The sequence below is a fragment of the Aromatoleum toluclasticum ATCC 700605 genome (assembly GCF_000378245.1).
Classification (GTDB): Bacteria; Pseudomonadota; Gammaproteobacteria; order Burkholderiales; family Rhodocyclaceae; genus Aromatoleum; species Aromatoleum toluclasticum.
Window position 1 is genome coordinate 1 of record NZ_KB899503.1, and the last position, 17,767, is coordinate 17,767.

Annotated in this window: 16 protein-coding genes; 13 read left to right on the plus strand and 3 right to left on the minus strand. The window is 64.7% G+C overall.

The genetic code is table 11. The annotated features are described in order from the left end of the window. The 10 genes from F464_RS0119155 to F464_RS30500 form a co-directional block, all read left to right on the plus strand. Positions 1-1,449 (plus strand): UbiD family decarboxylase (locus F464_RS0119155; RefSeq protein ID WP_018991466.1); only part of this gene is annotated, 1,449 nt, incomplete at its 5' end. 34 nt (positions 1,450-1,483) lie between these two features. Next, positions 1,484-2,671, plus strand: a complete 1,188-nt coding sequence (locus F464_RS0119160) for a CaiB/BaiF CoA transferase family protein (RefSeq protein WP_018991467.1) — start codon at positions 1,484-1,486, stop codon at positions 2,669-2,671. Further along, positions 2,668-3,888 (plus strand): CaiB/BaiF CoA transferase family protein, encoded by a 1,221-nt coding sequence (locus F464_RS0119165; RefSeq protein WP_018991468.1) that lies wholly within the window; start codon positions 2,668-2,670, stop codon positions 3,886-3,888. Before F464_RS0119160 ends, F464_RS0119165 begins: the two co-directional genes overlap by 4 nt. Positions 3,889-4,092: 204 nt before the next feature. Next, positions 4,093-5,073, plus strand: coding sequence for a TAXI family TRAP transporter solute-binding subunit (locus F464_RS0119170; protein ID WP_018991469.1), 981 nt, complete (start codon positions 4,093-4,095; stop codon positions 5,071-5,073). Between the two features lie 205 nt (positions 5,074-5,278). After that, the gene (locus tag F464_RS29060) at positions 5,279-7,183 is read left to right on the plus strand and encodes a TRAP transporter permease (RefSeq protein WP_018991470.1); all 1,905 of its coding nucleotides are present in this window, start codon (positions 5,279-5,281) and stop codon (positions 7,181-7,183) included. A gap of 30 nt (positions 7,184-7,213) precedes the next feature. Continuing rightward, on the plus strand, positions 7,214-7,864 hold the full coding sequence (locus F464_RS0119180; RefSeq protein WP_018991471.1) for a YbhB/YbcL family Raf kinase inhibitor-like protein: 651 nt from the start codon (positions 7,214-7,216) through the stop codon (positions 7,862-7,864). Positions 7,865-7,871: 7 nt separating this feature from the next. Continuing rightward, positions 7,872-8,714: a carboxylating nicotinate-nucleotide diphosphorylase gene (gene nadC, locus F464_RS0119185; RefSeq protein ID WP_018991472.1), complete on the plus strand. Its 843-nt coding sequence runs from the start codon at positions 7,872-7,874 to the stop codon at positions 8,712-8,714. Positions 8,715-8,727: 13 nt separating this feature from the next. Next, complete coding sequence (ribA, locus tag F464_RS0119190; RefSeq protein ID WP_232428993.1) at positions 8,728-9,432, plus strand: GTP cyclohydrolase II; 705 nt, start codon at positions 8,728-8,730, stop codon at positions 9,430-9,432. A 278-nt stretch (positions 9,433-9,710) separates the two neighbouring features. Continuing rightward, the gene (locus F464_RS29065; RefSeq protein ID WP_198292299.1) at positions 9,711-9,887 is read left to right on the plus strand and encodes a hypothetical protein; all 177 of its coding nucleotides are present in this window, start codon (positions 9,711-9,713) and stop codon (positions 9,885-9,887) included. After that, complete coding sequence (locus tag F464_RS30500) at positions 9,884-10,411, plus strand: Mov34/MPN/PAD-1 family protein (RefSeq protein WP_084600543.1); 528 nt, start codon at positions 9,884-9,886, stop codon at positions 10,409-10,411. The genes F464_RS29065 and F464_RS30500 overlap by 4 nt, the downstream gene beginning before the upstream one ends. 105 nt (positions 10,412-10,516) lie before the next feature. Here the strand turns inward: F464_RS30500 and F464_RS0119200 are convergent, their stop codons facing one another. Next, positions 10,517-11,695 (minus strand): tyrosine-type recombinase/integrase, encoded by a 1,179-nt coding sequence (locus F464_RS0119200; protein ID WP_026296152.1) that lies wholly within the window; start codon positions 11,693-11,695, stop codon positions 10,517-10,519. Positions 11,696-11,884: 189 nt separating this feature from the next. Here F464_RS0119200 and F464_RS29070 point away from each other — a divergent pair, with 189 nt between their 5' ends. Further along, positions 11,885-12,991 carry a DNA-binding protein gene (locus tag F464_RS29070; RefSeq protein WP_018991476.1) on the plus strand — a complete coding sequence of 369 codons (1,107 nt, stop codon included), beginning with the start codon at positions 11,885-11,887 and terminating at the stop codon, positions 12,989-12,991. A gap of 38 nt (positions 12,992-13,029) precedes the next feature. Here F464_RS29070 and F464_RS31380 read toward each other — a convergent pair whose 3' ends face one another. After that, positions 13,030-13,170, minus strand: coding sequence for a hypothetical protein (locus tag F464_RS31380; protein WP_198292300.1), 141 nt, complete (start codon positions 13,168-13,170; stop codon positions 13,030-13,032). 261 nt (positions 13,171-13,431) lie between these two features. Continuing rightward, positions 13,432-15,684, minus strand: a complete 2,253-nt coding sequence (locus F464_RS0119215; RefSeq protein WP_157353902.1) for a DUF6351 family protein — start codon at positions 15,682-15,684, stop codon at positions 13,432-13,434. 216 nt (positions 15,685-15,900) lie between these two features. Here F464_RS0119215 and F464_RS0119220 point away from each other — a divergent pair, with 216 nt between their 5' ends. Next, positions 15,901-16,317, plus strand: a complete 417-nt coding sequence (locus tag F464_RS0119220) for a M67 family metallopeptidase (RefSeq protein WP_018991479.1) — start codon at positions 15,901-15,903, stop codon at positions 16,315-16,317. After that, the gene (gene moeB / locus F464_RS0119225) at positions 16,314-17,765 is read left to right on the plus strand and encodes a molybdopterin-synthase adenylyltransferase MoeB (RefSeq protein ID WP_018991480.1); all 1,452 of its coding nucleotides are present in this window, start codon (positions 16,314-16,316) and stop codon (positions 17,763-17,765) included. Before F464_RS0119220 ends, moeB begins: the two co-directional genes overlap by 4 nt. Positions 17,766-17,767: the final 2 nt, after the last annotated feature.

The following is a 17,767-nucleotide window of genomic DNA, read 5'->3' on the forward strand; positions in this document are numbered from 1 at the left end:
GAGATCACCGGCCTGCAGAAGATCTTCGACGGCAGCCTGCCGATGCTCTTCAACAACGTCAAAGGCATGCCGCATGCGCGGGCGATCACGAACCTCTTCGGCGACATCCGCGTCGTCGAGGAACTCTTCGGCTGGCAGGACTCGCTCGACCGCGTCAAGAAAGTGGCGCGTGCGATCGACCATCCGCTGAAGCCGATCATCATTTCGCAGGACGAAGCGCCGGTGCAGGAAGAGGTCCTCACCTCCGACCTCGACGTCAATAAGTGGCTCACCGCGATCCGCCACACACCGCTCGAGACCGAGCTGACGATCGGCTCGGGGATCTCGTGCGTGGTCGGCCCGTATTTCGACGGCGGCAGCCACATCGGCTACAACCGCATGAACTTCCGCTGGGGCAACGTCGGCACCTTCCAGATCTCGCCGGGATCGCACATGTGGCAGGTGATGACCGAGCACTACAAGGACGACGAGCCGATCCCGCTGACGATGTGCTTCGGCGTGCCGCCCTCCTGCACCTACGTCGCCGGCGCGGGCTTCGACTACGCGATCCTGCCCAAGGGCTGCGACGAGATCGGCATCGCCGGCGCCATCCAGGGCTCGCCGGTGCGCCTGGTGAAATGCCACACGATCGACGCCTACACCCTGGCCGATGCGGAATACGTCCTGGAAGGCTATCTGCACCCGCGCGACAAGCGCTACGAGACGGCCGAATCCGAGGCCGCCGACATCCAGGGCCGCTTCCACTTCCACCCCGAGTGGGCCGGCTACATGGGCAAGGCCTACAAGGCGCCGACTTTCCACGTCACCGCCATCACGATGCGCAAGCGCGAGACCAAGCCGATCATCTTCCCGCTCGGCGTGCATACGGCCGACGACTCGAACATCGACACCTCGGTGCGCGAGTCGGCGATCTTCGCGCTGTGCGAGCGGCTGCAGCCGGGCATCGTGCAGAACGTGCATATCCCGTACTGCATGACCGACTGGGGCGGCTGCATCATCCAGGTGAAGAAGCGCAACCAGATCGAGGAAGGCTGGCAGCGCAATTTCCTCTCGGCGATCCTGTCGTGCTCGCAGGGGATGCGGCTCGCGATCGCGGTCAGCGAAGACGTCGACATCTACTCGATGGACGACATCATGTGGTGCCTCACCACACGCGTGAATCCGCAGACCGACATCCTCAACCCGATCCCCGGCGGGCGCGGCCAGACCTTCATGCCGGCCGAGCGCATGACTTCGGGCGACAAGCAATGGACCGCGTCGAACACGCTGTTCGAAGGCGGGATGGGGATCGACGCGACGGTGCCGTACGGCTACGAGAGCGACTTCCACCGTCCGGTGTACGGGGTCGATCTGGTCAAGCCCGAAGACTTCTTCAGCAACGGCGACATCGAGAAGATGAAGTCGCGCATGGCCGGCTGGGTGCTGTCGCTCGCACGCACCGGGCGCTGAGCGCCGCCACCCCCAACACCAGGAGGAAGCCGCGATGCTTGAAGCATACCGGGTTCTGGATCTGAGCGACCGGACCGGCTGGCTTGCCGGGCGGTTGCTCGCCGATCTCGGGGCCGACGTCATCAAGGTGGAAGGGCCCGGGGCCGACATCGACGGTCCCGACTGGCAGGCGTACAACGTCAACAAGCGGCTGCTGCGTCTCGACCTCGCGGCGCCCGGTGGCCACGCGGATTTCGAGCGGCTCGTCGCCGGCGTCGACTTCCTGGTCGAATCGGCCTCGCCGGAGGAGCGGGCGCGGATCTTCGACCCGGCGCGCCTGCGCGAGCTCAATCCGGGGCTGATCCATGTATCGGTGACGCCCTTCGGCACGAGCGGGCCGCGTGCCGATTGGCTCGCGTCCGATCTCGAGATGATGGCGGCCGGCGGCGCGATGTCGCTCGCCGGCGAGCCCGACGACGTGCCCAAGCGCGTGACCGTTCCCCAGTCCCACTGCTGGGCCGGCGCGCAGGCCGCGGTCGGCGCGCTGACGGCGCTGCTGTATCGCACCGCGACCGGCGAGGGGCAGCACGTCGACGTGTCCGGGCAGGCGGCGGTGATCCTCGCGCTGTCGCATGCACCCGCGTTCTGGGACCTCGAAGGCATCGTGCCGACGCGCGCCGGCGCGTTCGTGACCGGGCGCTCGATCAAGGGCGCGCGCTACCGCGCCTTCTGGCCGTGCGCCGACGGCTATCTGAACTTCGTCCTCTACGGCGGGCCCGCCGGACGACGGACCAATGCACAGCTCGTCGCGTGGATGCGCGAACGCGGTGCCGAGCTCGGCGCGCTCGCCGACATCGACTGGAAGCGCTTCGATCCGCGGCTCGCCACGCAGCAGGACGTCGATGCGCTCGAGGGGCCGATCGCACAGTTTTTTCTCGGCCTGAAGAAAAGCGAATTCCTCGAGCAGGCGAGCCGCCGCGAGATGCTCGGCTATCCAGTTTCGACGATGCGCGACATCGCCGAGGATCCGCAGCTCGAAGCGCGCGAGTTCTGGCACGACCTGACCACTCCCGGCGGCGAGCCGCAGCGCCATTGCGGCAGCTTCGCGATCATCGACGGCAACCGGCAGCCACTCGCGCACCCGCCTGGCACTGCCGTCGACGTCCGCACGCTGCTCGCCGAATTCGGCGCGGACCGCATCCGCTCCGCGCCCGAAACCGCACACGAGAGGCAAACCGTATGAGCGCGATCTCCCAAGCCCTGGCGGGCGTGAAAGTCGTCGAGTTCGGCGCGTACGCCGCCGGCCCGCATATCGGCAAGATGCTCGCGACCTTCGGCGCGACCGTCGTGCACATCGAATCGCACCAGCGGCCCGACGGATTCCGCACCGAATATCCGCCGTACAAGGACGGCCGGCCGGGCAAGGACCGCAGCGGCTGTTTCGCGATCTTCAACGACTCGAAATACGACGTCACGCTGGACCTGAAGACGCCCGCCGGTATCGAGGTCGCGCGACGCCTGACCGCTTGGGCCGATATCGTGATCGAGAACATGCGTCCGGACGTGATGTCCCGCCTCGGCCTCGGTTACGAGGCTGCGAAGGAGCTGAACGCGGGGGTTGTGATGATCTCGAGCTGCAACATGGGCCAGACGGGGCCGCGCGCGCAAACGCCCGGCTTCGGCTCGCAACTGTCGGCGCTCGCGGGCTTCTGCGGATTGACGGGCGATCCGGACGGCCCGCCGATGCTGCTGTACGGTCCGTATATCGACTTCATCGCGTCGACGCTGGGCGCGACCGCGGTGCTCGCGGCGCTCGACCGGCAGCGGCGCACCGGGAACGGGGCGTGGATCGATCTCGCGCAATACGAGAGCGGACTGCTGTTCGTCGCCGGTGCCTTGCTCGACTACCACACGAGCGGACGCATCGCCGAGCGGGCGAACAATGCCGACCCGGGCGCGGCTCCCCACGACGCCTATCAGTGCGGCGGCGGAACGTGGCTGGCGCTGTCGTGCTGGTCCGACGACGAATTCGCGCGCCTCGCGCAGACGCTGCGGCGGCCCGAGCTCGCCGACGACCCGCGCTTCTCGACCATTGCCGCGCGCAAGGCCAACGGCGTCGAGCTTGACGCGATCATCGCGTCGTGTCTCGTCACGCAGGACGCCGGGGATGTCGCCGCGAGGCTTCAAGCCGCGCGGGTCCACGCGTATCCGGTCAATACGATCGCGGACCTCTTCCGCGACCCGCAGCTCGCCTACCGACGGATCTGGCGACGACGCCTGCACGGCGAGATCGGCGACGTGGCCTGCTATTTCTCGGCCTTCGATCTGTCGGCCACGCCCGGCGATGTGACGGGCGCAGCCCCCCGCCTCGGGGAAGACAACGCGCTGGTGTCTCGTGATTTCCTGGGGATCTCCGAACAGGAATACGCGGCGCTCGAGGAGCAGGGGGCGTTCGCGTGACCAGGAATTGCGCGCCCGCGGCGCGAAGCGAGCGAGCGTCCGGATCGTGGATGTTTTCTTCGGGCGCGCCGCCCCATACGTTCTTGCTGGATGGAAAACCCCAATGCTAGCCTGACAATACGCTGTGCAATAACAATAAGTCCGTGATCCGGACATCACTCCGACGCTGCTTGGGCATCAGGTAAAACGATAAGGAGGAGACAGATGTTGCGCACCATTATTTTTGGGGTCGTGTTTGCGTTGTCCAGTCTTGGCGCGAATGCGGAACCTTACAAGATGACGCTATCGGGCGCGAGCCCGAGCGGGCTGTGGACCATGATCGGCATCGGCATCGACGGCGCCGTCAAGGAAAGTTTTCCCGGCTCGTCGATCACGTATCAAACGTCGGGCGGCGGACTCGCGAACATCGCGCTGCTCGACCAGGGCAAGGTCGAGCTCGGCATCGCGCATGACGCCGAGCTGCGCATCGCGAGCTCCGGCGCGAAACCGTTCTCCAAGCCGATCACGAGCCTGCGCGCGCTTGCGCTGTTGTACAACTGGGCGCCGATGCAGATGGTGATGTCGAAGGCGTTCGCGGAGAAGTACCAGATCCACAGCTTCGACGACATCGCAGCCAAGAAACCGCCGCTGCGGCTCGCGCTGAACAAGCGCGGCAACATCACCGAGCACGTCGCCGTCGAGATGTTCAAGGCGATCGGCGTCAATCTCGACGACATCAAGAAATGGGGCGGCGACGTCATCTACGCGGCTTCCGACGAGCAGGGCGATCTGATGAAGGACAAGCGGATCGACATGTTCGCCAACGGCGTGTTCGTCCGCACGAGCTTCATCGTGCAGGCGGGCGATGCGGTCGAACTCGTCCTGCTGCCCGTCTCCGATCGCGCCGTCGAGAAAGTGTCGCAGGAGCTGAGCGTCGCGCCCTTCACCGTGAAAGCCGGCAGCTACGCGTGGCAGCCGACGGACGTGCCGACGGTGGCCTTGAGCGCGGTGCTGGTCGTCAATAGCCACATGGACGACAAGGTCGCGCACGATCTCGCGGGCGCGCTGCACAAGCACATCGACAAGCTGCAGGGCGCGCACGGCAGCCTGAAGGTGATCACGCCCGAGTTCCTCGCGAGCCAGAAGATCGTGCCCTATCACAAGGGCGCCGAAGACTATTACCGGGAAGCCGGGCTGCTGAAGTAGGGACGGCGAACCGCGCACGCCGCATTCCGGCCGCGCCGCGCTGCCAAGCCATTCCGTCGTCGTCGCCGACTGGTGGCGTCGCCATCCGCCCCGGTCCGGGGCGCGGCGACGCGGCCGTCTCGCGATTCGCGCCGCCCGCACCCGCGCCGCCGCAAGCGGGGAGTCGTCGGACGCGGACCTCTGAGGAGATTCGAACGTGTCCAGTATGAGCCTTTCATTTCTGAGCAGATTCCTGACGTCCGGCGCGCGCCGCGACCCGACCCACTGTGCCGGCTGGGTGCTCAAACCGCTGGCGGCGCTGATCGCGGTCGGCATCGTCTGGGTCACGACGATCCAGATCGTCCAGATCTACGCGATGACGATCGTGTTTCTCGGACTGATGCTTGCGCTGGTGTTCCTGTCGACCGGCGCGACCGCGAGCTCGAACCGCGACCGCGTGCCGGTCTGGGACGGCCTGCTCGCCGCGGCGAGCCTCGCCATTTCGGCCTATTTCTGGTTCAACAACGAGCGGATCATCACGCGCATCACGCTGCTCGACGAGCTCACGACCGGCGACCTCGTCTGCGGCAGCGGCCTGCTGCTGATCACGCTCGAGGCGACGCGGCGCACCGTCGGCCCGGGGCTCACGTCGATCGTGCTCATGTTCCTCGCCTACAACCTGTGGGGCGATCTGCTGCCCGGCGTGCTCGGCCACGGTCCCATCGACTATCCGCACTTTCTCGACGTGCTCGCGTTTACCACCGACGGCATTTTCGGCGCGCCGATCCGGGTCGCATTGACTTACGTCTTCCTGTTCGGTCTTTTCGGCACTTTTCTCTCGCGCGCCGGAGGAGGCGACTTCTTCTTCGATGCCGCGGCCGCCGTCAGCGGCAGGAGCCCCGGCGGTCCGGCGAAGATCGCCGTGGCGTCGTCGGGGCTGTACGGCACGATTTCCGGCAGTCCGACCGCCGACGTCGTGACGACCGGCTCGATCACGATTCCGATGATGAAGAAGCTCGGCTATTCGGGCGCAGTCGCCGGGGGCATCGAAGTCGCAGCCTCGACCGGCGGTAGCATCCTGCCGCCGGTCATGGGCTCGGCCGCCTTCATCATGGCCGAATTCACCGGCATCCGTTACACCGACATCGCCGTCGCCGCGATCGTGCCGGCCTTGCTCTACTACTTCTGTCTTTACCTGCAGGTGCATCTGCGCTCGCTCAAGGACGGGATCACCGGCCTCGACGACGTGCCGGCGCTCGCGGACACGATGCGCCGCGGCGGTATGTTCCTGGTTCCGCTGCTCGCGCTGGTCGCCGCGCTGCTGATCGGCTACTCGCCCAATTTCGTCGCCGCGTTCGGTACCCTCGCCGTCGTCGCGGTCGCGATGTCCCGGCGCGAGACGCGTTTCGGCCTGAAAGGGCTTTACGACATCCTCGCCGAAGCGACGCTACGCATCGTCCCGGTCGTCGCCGCCTGCGCCGCGGCAGGGCTGGTTGTGGGGGGGCTGTCGATGACCGGCCTCGGCGTGAAAGTCGCCGATCTGATCTTCCTCATTGCCGGATCCAACCTGTTCGTCTCGCTGCTGGTCGCCGCGGTCATCACGCTGGTCCTCGGGATGGGCATGCCGACGCCGAGCGTCTACATCCTGGCCGCCGTACTGGTCGCGCCGGCGCTGACGAAGCTCGGCGTGTCGCTGATGGCGGCGCACCTCTTTCTCGTCTATTACGCGAGCCTGTCCGCGATGACGCCGCCGATCGCGGTCGCCGCGTTCGCCGCCGCGCCGATCGCGCTCGCCAATCCGCTCGCGGTCGGTCTTGCCGCCGTGCGCATCTCGATCACCGCGTTCGTCGTTCCATTCGCGTTCGTCTACAACGAGGGCGTCCTGCTGTCCGGATCGACGGGCCAGATCGTGCTCGCGTGCGTCGCGACGGCGGCCGCGGCCGGCTGTCTTTGCCTCGCGACCGAGGGCTACTGGAAGCGGCAGCTCGGCGTGGTGCACCGTCTGTGCTTTCTCGGTGCCGGTGTCGGCCTGATGGTTCCTTCGTATCAGGTCCAGATGGCCTCGGCGCTCGCTGCCGCCATAGGCGGTTGGCTTGTATGGCATGGAATGGCGGCCGATCGCAGTGCCTGAAAATCGTTTTGACCACGTGAGGAAAACGTCATGCGCTTGACCAGCAGCTGTTTCGAGGACGACGGAAGAATTCCGCAAGAATGCGCGTTTGCCGCGCCTCACCCGGAGACGCGGATCGGCCTGTCACGCAATCTCAATCCCGCGCTCGCGTGGAGCGGTCTTCCAGCGGGCACGAAGTCGCTGGTCGTCATCTGCCACGATCCCGACGTGCCGTCGGTGCTCGACGACTTCAATCGGGAAGGGCGGGTCGTGTCGGCGGCGGTTCCGCGGATCGACCTGTATCACTGGGCCCTGGTCGATCTGCCGCCCGAGTTGCCGGGCATCGGGAAAGGGGAGTTCTCGGACGCCGTCGTTCCCCGCGGCAAACCCGGGCCCGACGCGCCGCATAGCACCCGGCAGGCGCTCAACGATTACACCCAATGGTTTGTCGGCGACGAGCACATGGCGGGGCAGTATTTCGGCTACGACGGGCCGTGCCCGCCGTGGAACGACGAGATTCCGCACCGTTACGTGTTTACGCTGTACGCGCTCGACATTGCGAAATGTCCCGTGTCGGGGACCTTCGGCGCACGCGATGTCGTCGAGGCGATTCGTCCGCATGTGCTGGCCGAGGCGACGCTGACCGGACGTTACACGCTCAATCCCGATGTCGCCCTCTGCGGGGCCGAGGCAGGAGCATAGGACTGCGATGAACGACTCGACTCTCGAACTCGACGTCGCGTCCGCGGTGCGCGCGGCGCTCGAGGAAGACATCGGCGAAGGCGATTACACGGCGAATCTGCTTCCTGCCGACCGCCAGGCATACGCGACGGTGATCAGCCGCCAAGCGGCGGTGGTGTGCGGCGCCCCATGGTTCGAACAATGTTTTCGCGAGCTGGACCCCGGCGTCGAGATCCGCTGGCGCGCAGCGGACGGCGTCGAAGTCTCGCCCGGGGACGTCGTGTGCGAAATCGCCGGCAACGCGCGTGCGCTCTTGAGTGCCGAGCGCGCGGCGCTGAATTTCCTGCAGACGCTTTCAGCCACCGCGACGGCGACGCGGCGCTACGTCGAGGCGATTCCCGGCACCCCCGCGCGAATCTACGACACCCGCAAGACCTTGCCCGGTCTGCGCATGGCGCAAAAATACGCGGTGCGGGTCGGGGGCGGCCACAATCACCGCATGGGTCTTTATGCGGGCGTGCTGATCAAGGAAAACCACATCGCCGTGGCGGGCGGCATCCCGCAGGCGCTGCGATCCGCGGAAGCCTTCACGCCGGCCGGCATTCCGCTGCAGATCGAGGTGGAGAACCATGCCGAGCTCGAGGCTGCGCTCGCAGCCGGGGCGAAGCTGATCCTGCTCGACAACTTCAGCGTCGAGCAAATGCGCGAGGCAGTCGCGATCACCGCGGGGCGGGCCGAGCTCGAAGCCTCGGGCGGCATCACGCTCGACAATCTGCGCGAAGTGGCGGAAACGGGTGTCGATCGCATCTCGATCGGAAGCCTTACCAAGGACGTCAAGGCGATCGACCTGTCGATGCGTATCAGTTGCTAGGGGAGAAGCGAGGATGTCTCGATACCACGCAGTTCACGAACCGGAAGAGAAGCTCGAAGCGACAGGAGATGCCACCTCGTGCGTCGCCCGTGGTCGCCCGCCTCTGAGTGTGCGTTTCATCGCATCGAGTCAGCTGCCGACGCGGTGGGGCCTTTTCGTCGCCCACAGTTTCGTCGATGCGGTTCACAAGGAACATCTGGTTCTGACGCTGGGCGACGTCGCCGGGGACGAGCCGGTGCTTACGCGAATCCATTCGGAATGTCTCACCGGTGACGCGCTTTTCAGCCAGCGCTGCGACTGTGGCCATCAATTGCGCAGTGCGCTGCAACAGATCGGCAGCGAAGGCAGGGGAGTGCTGATCTACCTGCGCCAGGAGGGGCGGGGTATCGGGCTGCACAACAAGATTAGGGCATATGGTCTGCAGGATTGCGGTGCGGACACCGTGGATGCCAATCTGCGCCTGGGATTTTCGGTCGACGCCCGGGAATATGCGGTTTGCGGCCCGATGCTCGCGCATATCGGCGTGCGGCGACTACGCTTGATGACGCACAATCCGGCGAAGACCAATGCCTTGACGGCGATGGGATTCGAAGTCGTCGAGCGCGTGGCGTTGCCGAGCGGACGAAACGCCCACAACGCGGCCTATCTCGACACGAAAGCAGGTCGCATGGGACATGTCTTCGACCTCGTGGGCGAGAATGCTGGCGCCGAGCAATAGGGGTCGCGCTTGATCTTCATTCCTTGTTGGAGTGCCCTTCGGCGAGGCAATAAACCGGTTTCGTCCAGCGGAGTCTCCTCTCCCGCCGTTGGCGACTTACCCATCCAGCACATGTGCTGGATGGTTCTTTTTCCGTGATCGGCGCAACGTGTTTGGCGGAAGAGTAGTGGAGCGGGTTCCCGATGTGGGCGCGGCCGCGCGCAGTGATCAGACAGGAGCCAGGTTGTAGCAGCCGTTTCCAGAGCTACACCGCTGTTGCGGCCGCATATGCGGTGGCCATGGTGGCTGAGAACGCGGTGAAGATGGTGGACGGGACGATCGCTGAATCTCGTATTGTCAGTTGGGTGCGTGGCCAGCGTTATCTGAATGACCAGCGACATGGCCTGACGCTGCGGGACTGGGCGGCCATGGCTACGCCGCATGATGGATTGGTTATTGAACGCTCATTCCCGTGAACAATCGACTGTTCTTCTACCCGGACTACGGGAGCTACGTCCTCTTCACGGCCAGTGCGCTCGAGCATATGTATAGGCATGTTCAGCGACGATTGTGGCAGAAGGAGGCCGGCGGGGAGATTTATGCAATCGATCCAGACGCCCAGAGCCTTATCGTGACTACTGCCACGGGACCTAACAGAGGCGACCGCCGCACTCGGCATTCCTACAATCCAGACATCGAAGCAGCAGCCCGTGATCGAGAGCGGCAGTTCGCCGCGGGTTTGCATGCTGTTGGGTTGTGGCACACGCATCCGGAAGCAGACCCCAGTCCATCTGGCCAAGATCGACAGACAACCAAAGAATACCTATCTGCTTTCCAGAGAGACAGGGAACGCTATTTGATGGTGATTGTTGGCAATTGCGGTAACCCGCCGAACGTGAAGGCATGGGTAGCCAGCCGGGACGCTCGTGTCACATGGATAGAATTGGCTGAGGAGTCAATAAGTTCGGTTTCGAAGAGTGATTTATTTCGGGGAGCTTAGCTCGGCTATTCATTCCCTCGCCTACATCCATCGGGAGATCTTCTTTGAGGCCAGTCTCAAGGTTGGCCTAATGGACTGGGCGCCTAGCCGAGGGCCCGGACGCCCCTACCAACCGATCCGATGCTTTTGCTCCGTCTCCCTGTGACGAACATCGTCGTCCGTATGCAAGTACTGGCTGGTGGTCTTCAGCGATTCATGTCCCAAATTGTCGCGGATCGAGCGCAGGTCAATCTGCTGATCCGCCATATGCGAACCAGCGGTGTGCCGTAGCCAGTGAGCGGAGGCGCGTTCGAGTTGATTGGCTCGAGCGGCGTATTCCTCGCCACGTTGCCGTAGCCGGGAAGCGGCGCCGTCGAAGACCTTTTTCACGATCGCGTGCAGCGCGGCCCGGGTCAGCGGTTCCCGTGATTTGCCGATGGGAAGTACGAGCGGGGTGTCCTCGGTGGGCGTGGGGTAGGGGGCAAGCCCGCACTCACGCCGGTACCGGGCGAGTTCCACGATCATTTCATTGGTAGCCGGTACTAACCGTTCCTTCTCGCCCTTGCCGAGCACTTCCAGCCACCAACGCTCCTCGCCGTCCCGATCGCGCCGGCAGAAGAAGCCGCCCATGGTGTTGTAGCCGACTTCGGAGATCCGCAGTCCGCCCAGGTAGAGGAGGGTGAAGAGCCACCGGATTCGAAAATAGTGGGCCCGTTGTCGATCGGTCTCGCACGGCATGCCCTCGATGTAGGCCTTCACCTCCTGCCAGAGATCGGGGTCGAGGTAACGCGTGATGCGAGGTTTGGGGCGACGAGTACGATGCCGCGACAACGACAGCGGATTGCCGGCCAGGTAGCCGGCCTCGACGAGCCACGCGAACATCACGTTGAGGATCACCATCGCTTGCCGCTGGCTTGTCGGGGCCAGTGGTCCATAGAACGGGCGCCAGCGTGGATCGCCCCGGGGGTGCTTCCGACCGGCGCCGGCCAACCATTTGTCGCGCGGCTGCGGATCGGCGAGAAAACGCTGGTAGACGAGGAAATCCTCGTGCGTGAGCGACGAGATCGGCCGTCCGAGCTGAAACACCGCCCAGAGATACAGCCGCTCGGCTTCCTTGCGGTAGTTATCGAAGGTCGTGCGTGTGTCGGCAAAGCGCGCGAGCCACGCCTGGATCGCCTGCAGATCGTTAATTGCCGCAATCTGGGCCACCTTGCCGACGGCACGATTGTGGCCGTGACTGCCATCCAGATCCGACGGAAGCCGGAGGCCCTCGAACGGGCCGGGAACCATGAGGGAATCAGTCATTTTCCGCATCCTCGGAGCGATCCTGGGCCTCATTATTTTCTAACCATGAACGTACCGCTAGTTTTCGACATTAGAGTCATAATGTCAAAGCGGAGGCGCAGAGCGTACGAAATAATACGTTTTACGTTGTATTATTTATAAACTTCCCGTCAAACATCGCCGTTTATCCTGTGTAGCCCAGTCGCAGCCATGAACACTGAAAGCGAAATCCGTGAGGCCATCGACGCGCTGCGCGACACGACGGCGAACACTCAAGAGCTGTATCGAGAGGCTTGCGCGCTATTGTTCTTCCGCTACGGCATCACGCCGACCGCCAACAAGCTCTATCACTTCGTCAGAAAAGGGAGCATGTCTGCGCCGTCGGAAGCCTTGGCGCGTTTCTGGGAGGAGTTGCGAGAGAAGAGCCGGGTCCGCATCGAACACCCTGACCTTCCCGACACACTGAAAGCGGCGGCCGGGGAATTGGTCGGCCGGCTATGGAACGATGCCCAAGCGGCTGCACATGAAAATCTGAGCGCCTTTCGACAGGAGGCCGACGCTCGCGTCGCCGCGGCCGAGGCTGCAACGCGGCGCCTCGAGCACGACTGGCAGGCTGCCAACGACGAGCTCGAGCATCTGCACGAGGCGCTGGATAGGGCTTCGGAGCGCAACCTTTCACTGGAACGCGCTGTGGCAGCGGAGCGCGCGGAAAAGGAGGCGCTTGCCCGGGAGCTTTCGGCAGCACGGCAACAGCACCAGGCGCTCGAAGTGGAATTGTCCGCGGCACGTAAGGACTTTGCGTCCGAGCTCGAAAAGCAGCGCGATGCTTTGCGGCGGGAGGAGGATCGCCATGAAGCAGCCGAGAAGCGTGCGTTGCTGGAGATCGACCGCGAACGCACGACCACTGCGAAAGCACAGAAGGAACTGGCGCAACTCCGGCAGACGAATGCGGATCTTGTTCTACGGCAGCGGGACGAACTGGGTGCTCTTCAACAGGAGCTCGGCGACGTCCGCCAAGCCCTGGGCGCCGCAGAAGGCAGCCTCATCAAGATGAGGGAGGTCGCGGAACAGCACCTCGCACAGATGAACGTGATGCGCGAGCAACTTTCACAACGGACAACCGAGGCTGCGCTCCTGCAGCGTGAGTTGGAGCTCCGTGACGAGAAGATCAATACTATGGCGCAGCAAATGCGGCCCGTCCGAGAACCTAGCGACGCACACCCCAGCACGCCAAAGCCCAAGCTGCGGGGACGGAAATCGTCGCCGGATGCAGCCGCGGGTCCAGTAACCACAACGCCGGGCCCGAAAGCTCGATAGATGAGGATCGCTAAGCGATTCGTCGCGGATCAACCCTTTCACTCGTCGCCCGTGCTTTTGTCGTTGGGATCCTCGTGCAGGATCGTTTCGTGATCGTGGCCGCCGTAGAACACGCCGATGATGGAGGCCAGATCGGCCGCGACGTCGAAGGCCATCGAATCGGCGCTACGACTCGGCACTCTCAATCGCGTCAGCGAGTCTAGAATACAAACAGGGTTGGATTGATGCTGCTCACGACTAGAAGCATCGCTGTACTGTTCAGCGGCTTTGCTTCGTCTGGCTGTCGCCATTTTTCTGTTAAAAATGGTGCCATCTTTCTGTAACTCGTCGTCAGGTATCGAAGAAGGCAGGACGCCTGTAAACTGTAGTTTACATAATACCAATTATGGCGGTTTACGATGCATTGGCAGATCCATCCTGCACCCGCCATCCAGGCAGCTCTACGAAGTCCCTTTCGCCGTATCTCCGTCCGCCAGATCCTTCGGACGCCCTTGGTCGGGTTGGCGATAATCGCACACCCCATTGGGAAAGATCTGCTCCAGTCGCGCCTTGTAGGCGCTCATCGCCACCGGCTCGTACACGCCACCGGCGAGCGCGGCCGACACCGTCTGCAAGGCACATTTGAAGCGGTCGCCGTGGATCTCGTCGCCGGCCACCATGCGCGAATTGCCGTAGATCGGATAGGCGCGCATGCAAGCGCCCGCCGGGAGCCGGTTCCAGCTGCCGTCCCACACCCGGTCTCCGTTGAACATGACCCGGCCGCGGGCGTCGAAGCAGCGATCGGCAGCCGTCCCCGGGCGCACTTCGGCCCAGGACAGTTCCGGACGCGCACGTTTCGCACGCAGCCACTGGTCGATCGCGGCAAAGGCTCGGGGTGTGGGGTCGTAGGCCTTGTCGCTCACCCAGATCGCCTGGCTCCCCGCATCGCCCTGCGCCGCGATCATACGCGCCCGCGCGGAGAACGATGCGGCGGCGTGATGCATGTCGAGCTCCGCTTCGAGGTACAGGCGCTCGTCGATGACGGGGATGTCGACGCGGCCGAGGAAGACCTGACCCGAGCGATAGGCGGCCGCGATCGCTTCGCGGTCACCCTCGAAGCGCGGCGCCGGGCGATCGCTATCCGGGCCCGTATTGATGTTGTGGGCGCTCCAGGGTGAAAACTCGCGCAGTTCGCTCTCGCCGCCGTCGACCAGCCAGTAGTGCTCGGGCTGCATGTCGGCAGGCGTTTTCCAGCTGCCGATGCGGGCATTGAGCCGCAGGAACTGCTCCGGGGTGATCTGTTTGCGCTGCAGCGCCCGCAGCCCGTATTGCACACCGACGTTGTCCCACGGAATGCGCGCGTAGCCACGCGCATCGGTGCCGAAGAAGCGCTTCAGATCCTCGAAGTAGCTCCAGCGTACCTGCCGGAAAACGTCTCGCGTCAGATGCGATTCAAAGGGCGCGAACCGTGGATTCAGGACGAGCGGCGTGAGCCCTCGCCAGCCGATCACGCATTCCGTGTCGCCCTTACGTTCGCCCAGCGCTTCGCCGCGCATCATGAAGGCAACCCGGGTCGTGACGTCGATCCGCTTCAGCCCGCCCGAGCTTTCATGATGGTTGCTGGCGTTGAAACCTTCTATCCAGCTCCGGTTTTCCGCCTTGCGCCAGGTGCGGTTGTCACCGTCGGTGACGTCGAAGTAATACTCGAGCAGTTCGCAATCGAACACCGGGATGGTCTGCGTGATCATGTCCGGGTACGAATACTGGGCAATCGCCGCATCGATGAGACCGGGGCGGTTCTGCGCGAGCAGGTATTGCTGGATCGCGCCGCCCGAGGCGCCCACGCCGACCGTGTAATCGGGCTCGCCGTACAGGGCAACGAACTGCCGCTTGACGCGTAGTGCGGTGTCTTCCGCGAGCCAGATGTCGAAGTGGTTGCGGGTGGTCGTGCCGGTCGATGCGATGACCGCGTAGCCCTGCGCGAGCTGTTCGCGGCGGTCTTCCAGCACGGCTTTCACGTTCGCCCTGCCCTGTCTATGACCGATTCCCACTCCCCCGTAAAACTGGTAGATCAGGCGCCGGTTCCAGCGGTCGGCGGCGGGAGCGTCGATGATCTCGCGTGCGCCCTTGAGCACCGCGATGAGGTAGATGAAGCGGTTGATCGTGCCCATCTCGACCCGCAGGATGAAGGGCACGCGCACGCCGTTGACGGTGATCGTCTCGACTTCATCCTTCGACTGGCCGTTCCAACGCGCGAAATGCTTTTCGCCCACGGGCTTGTAGAAGTACCAGGCCTTAGTCGGCGCCAGGCAATCCTTGCTGAAGGCCGCCTTGCGTGTTCCCTTGATGGCGCCGTCGGCGGAATCGACCGGAGTGAGGACCGGAGTGCCGACCCCCGCAGAGTTGTCCGCCAGGGGCGCTCCCAGGCCGGAACTGGCGGTATCACAAATGAAGGGGTATCGCTTCGGGCCGGCAAACAGTGGCTCATCCGGGCCGACCTGCCCGAGCATGATCGGAAAGCGGAAGGTTTCGTCCGGCCGTTGCAGGCGCGACGGATGCGGGCCGGCGTAGGGTTCGGTGCGCGCGCCCGCGTCGAAATCCGTCGGCAGGCCGACGACCTGCCGATCCCCGAGTTGCCTGCGCCCGTCCGACTGGCCGCCGACGGCGAAGCCGGCGAGCAGCAGCCCAAGCCACAGCCATCTTTTTCCCGTCATCTTCGGCATCTCGGTGCAGGTTCGATCCGGCGGAGCCGTTCCTTATCTGATGTATAGAACACGGTGGCCCGACCGCAATGCACGACGACGGAGCGGGCGTTGCCGGGTGAAATTTGTTCCTCGAAGGTTTTCGCGGCGAACTCCGGTCGCCCGACGACGCTCAAAAGTAAACTATTTTTGTCGACTATTATCTAACATTGAAACGAGGGGGCCTCCATGGCGACGTTGCGACTACCGGCCCCGCTGCGCGACAAGCTCATCTCTGCGGCGCAGACGGGTTATCCCGACGAGGTGTGCGGACTCCTGCTGGGGCGGCAGGATGCCGACGCCGTGACCGTATGCGCGGTCCATGCCGCCCGCAACGTGCACCCGGATCGCACCGCGGACCGTTTCCTGATCGAAGCGCAGGATTATCTGGACGCCGAGTACGAGGCTGCCGCCAGTGGGCTGCAGGTGGTCGGTGTGTGGCACTCGCATCCGGACCATCCGCCCCGCCCGTCCGCCACCGATCGCGAATTCGCGTGGGCGGGCTGGTCCTATCCGATCGTCGCCGTCAATGCCGGCGTCGCCACCGAGCTGCGATCGTGGCGGCTGGAGGGCGAAACCTTCGACGAAGAGGAGGTGCTGTCATGAGCCGAGTCATCGTTCGCATTCCGACTCCGCTGCGTTCCTACACGGATGGCGCCGACGAAGTCGAGGTCGAGGCCGCCACGGTCGGCGATGCGCTGCAGGCGCTGGCCCATCGTCACGAAGGGCTGTTGTCGCGCGTGTGTGCGGCCGACGGATCGCTGCGCCCCTTCGTGAACATTTACCTCGGCGCGGACAACATACGCGACCTTGGCGGACTCGCGGTTGCCCTGCCCCATGACGGCGCCGTGCTCGCGATCGTTCCTGCGGTGGCAGGTGGCGCGGGCGGCGCGCGCGAACGGCGCATCACGGAACTGAAGGCCAGCGTGCCCGAGGTCGGTCCGCGCGAAGCGTTGGCCCAACAGGCGCAAGGCGCAGCACTGATCGACGTGCGCGAGGCGGACGAGATCGCCCAGGGCAGCCCCCGCGGCGCATTCCGCCTCGGTCGCGGTTTTCTCGAACTGCGCGTGGAGGAAGCCATTCCGGATACCGACCGGCCGCTGCTGATAATGTGCGGCGGAGGCGTCCGCTCGCTGTTCGCGGCCGAAGGCCTGCAGCGGCTCGGCTATCGCAAGGTCGCGTCGGTGGCCGGCGGTTTCTCGCGCTGGAAGGCGGAAGGCCTGCCCTTCGAGACCCCGCGCGGCCTCGATCCGCACGCGCGCGAACGCTATGCGCGCCACCTGACGATGCCGGAAGTCGGCGAAGCCGGGCAGCGGCGCCTGCTGGACAGCCGCGTGCTGCTGATCGGGGCAGGCGGACTGGGCTCGCCGGCGGCCCTGTATCTCGCCGCGGCCGGTGTCGGCACGCTGGGCATCGTCGACCACGACGTCGTCGATCGCTCCAACCTGCAACGGCAGATCCTGCACAACGACGAACGCATCGGCCAGCCCAAGGTCGACTCCGCGCGCCGCACGCTGCAGGGCCTCAACCCGTCCGTGGACATCGCAACCTGGGCGGAACGCCTCACTTCCGCCAACGTGGAACGCATCCTCGAAGGCTACGACGTGGTCGTCGACGGCTCCGACAACTTCCCCACCCGCTACCTCGTCAACGACGCCTGCGTGCGCCTGCAGATTCCCTGCGTACACGGCTCCGTGTACCGCTTTGAAGGCCAGGTCACGGTGTTCTGGCCGGCTTATCCGACGCGGCGCGGCCCCTGCTATCGCTGCCTCTATCCCGAACCGCCCCCCGCCGAATTTGCGCCTTCGTGCGCGGACGCGGGCGTGCTGGGCGTATTGCCCGGCGTCGTGGGGCTGCTCGAAGCGGTCGAGACGATCAAGCTGCTACTGGGTCTGGGCGACCCGCTGGTCGGGCGGCTGCTGCATTACGACGCCCTGCGCGCCCGCTTCGACGAATACCGGCTCGCCGCGAATCCCGACTGCGCGCTGTGCGCGGAAGGGCGCGCGTTCCCGGGCTACGTCGACTACGACGCATTCTGCGCAACGGCTGCGTAAGC

Coding starts and splice junctions, on each gene's coding strand:
- F464_RS0119160 (WP_018991467.1), top strand. CDS start 1,484: ATGCTTGAAGCATACCGGGTTCTGGATCTGAGCGACCGGACCGGCTGG.
- F464_RS0119165 (WP_018991468.1), top strand. CDS start 2,668: ATGAGCGCGATCTCCCAAGCCCTGGCGGGCGTGAAAGTCGTCGAGTTC.
- F464_RS0119170 (WP_018991469.1), top strand. CDS start 4,093: ATGTTGCGCACCATTATTTTTGGGGTCGTGTTTGCGTTGTCCAGTCTT.
- F464_RS29060 (WP_018991470.1), top strand. CDS start 5,279: ATGAGCCTTTCATTTCTGAGCAGATTCCTGACGTCCGGCGCGCGCCGC.
- F464_RS0119180 (WP_018991471.1), top strand. CDS start 7,214: ATGCGCTTGACCAGCAGCTGTTTCGAGGACGACGGAAGAATTCCGCAA.
- nadC (WP_018991472.1), top strand. CDS start 7,872: ATGAACGACTCGACTCTCGAACTCGACGTCGCGTCCGCGGTGCGCGCG.
- ribA (WP_232428993.1), top strand. CDS start 8,728: ATGTCTCGATACCACGCAGTTCACGAACCGGAAGAGAAGCTCGAAGCG.
- F464_RS29065 (WP_198292299.1), top strand. CDS start 9,711: ATGGTGGCTGAGAACGCGGTGAAGATGGTGGACGGGACGATCGCTGAA.
- F464_RS0119200 (WP_026296152.1), bottom strand. CDS start 11,695: ATGACTGATTCCCTCATGGTTCCCGGCCCGTTCGAGGGCCTCCGGCTT.
- F464_RS29070 (WP_018991476.1), top strand. CDS start 11,885: ATGAACACTGAAAGCGAAATCCGTGAGGCCATCGACGCGCTGCGCGAC.
- F464_RS0119215 (WP_157353902.1), bottom strand. CDS start 15,684: ATGACGGGAAAAAGATGGCTGTGGCTTGGGCTGCTGCTCGCCGGCTTC.
- F464_RS0119220 (WP_018991479.1), top strand. CDS start 15,901: ATGGCGACGTTGCGACTACCGGCCCCGCTGCGCGACAAGCTCATCTCT.
- moeB (WP_018991480.1), top strand. CDS start 16,314: ATGAGCCGAGTCATCGTTCGCATTCCGACTCCGCTGCGTTCCTACACG.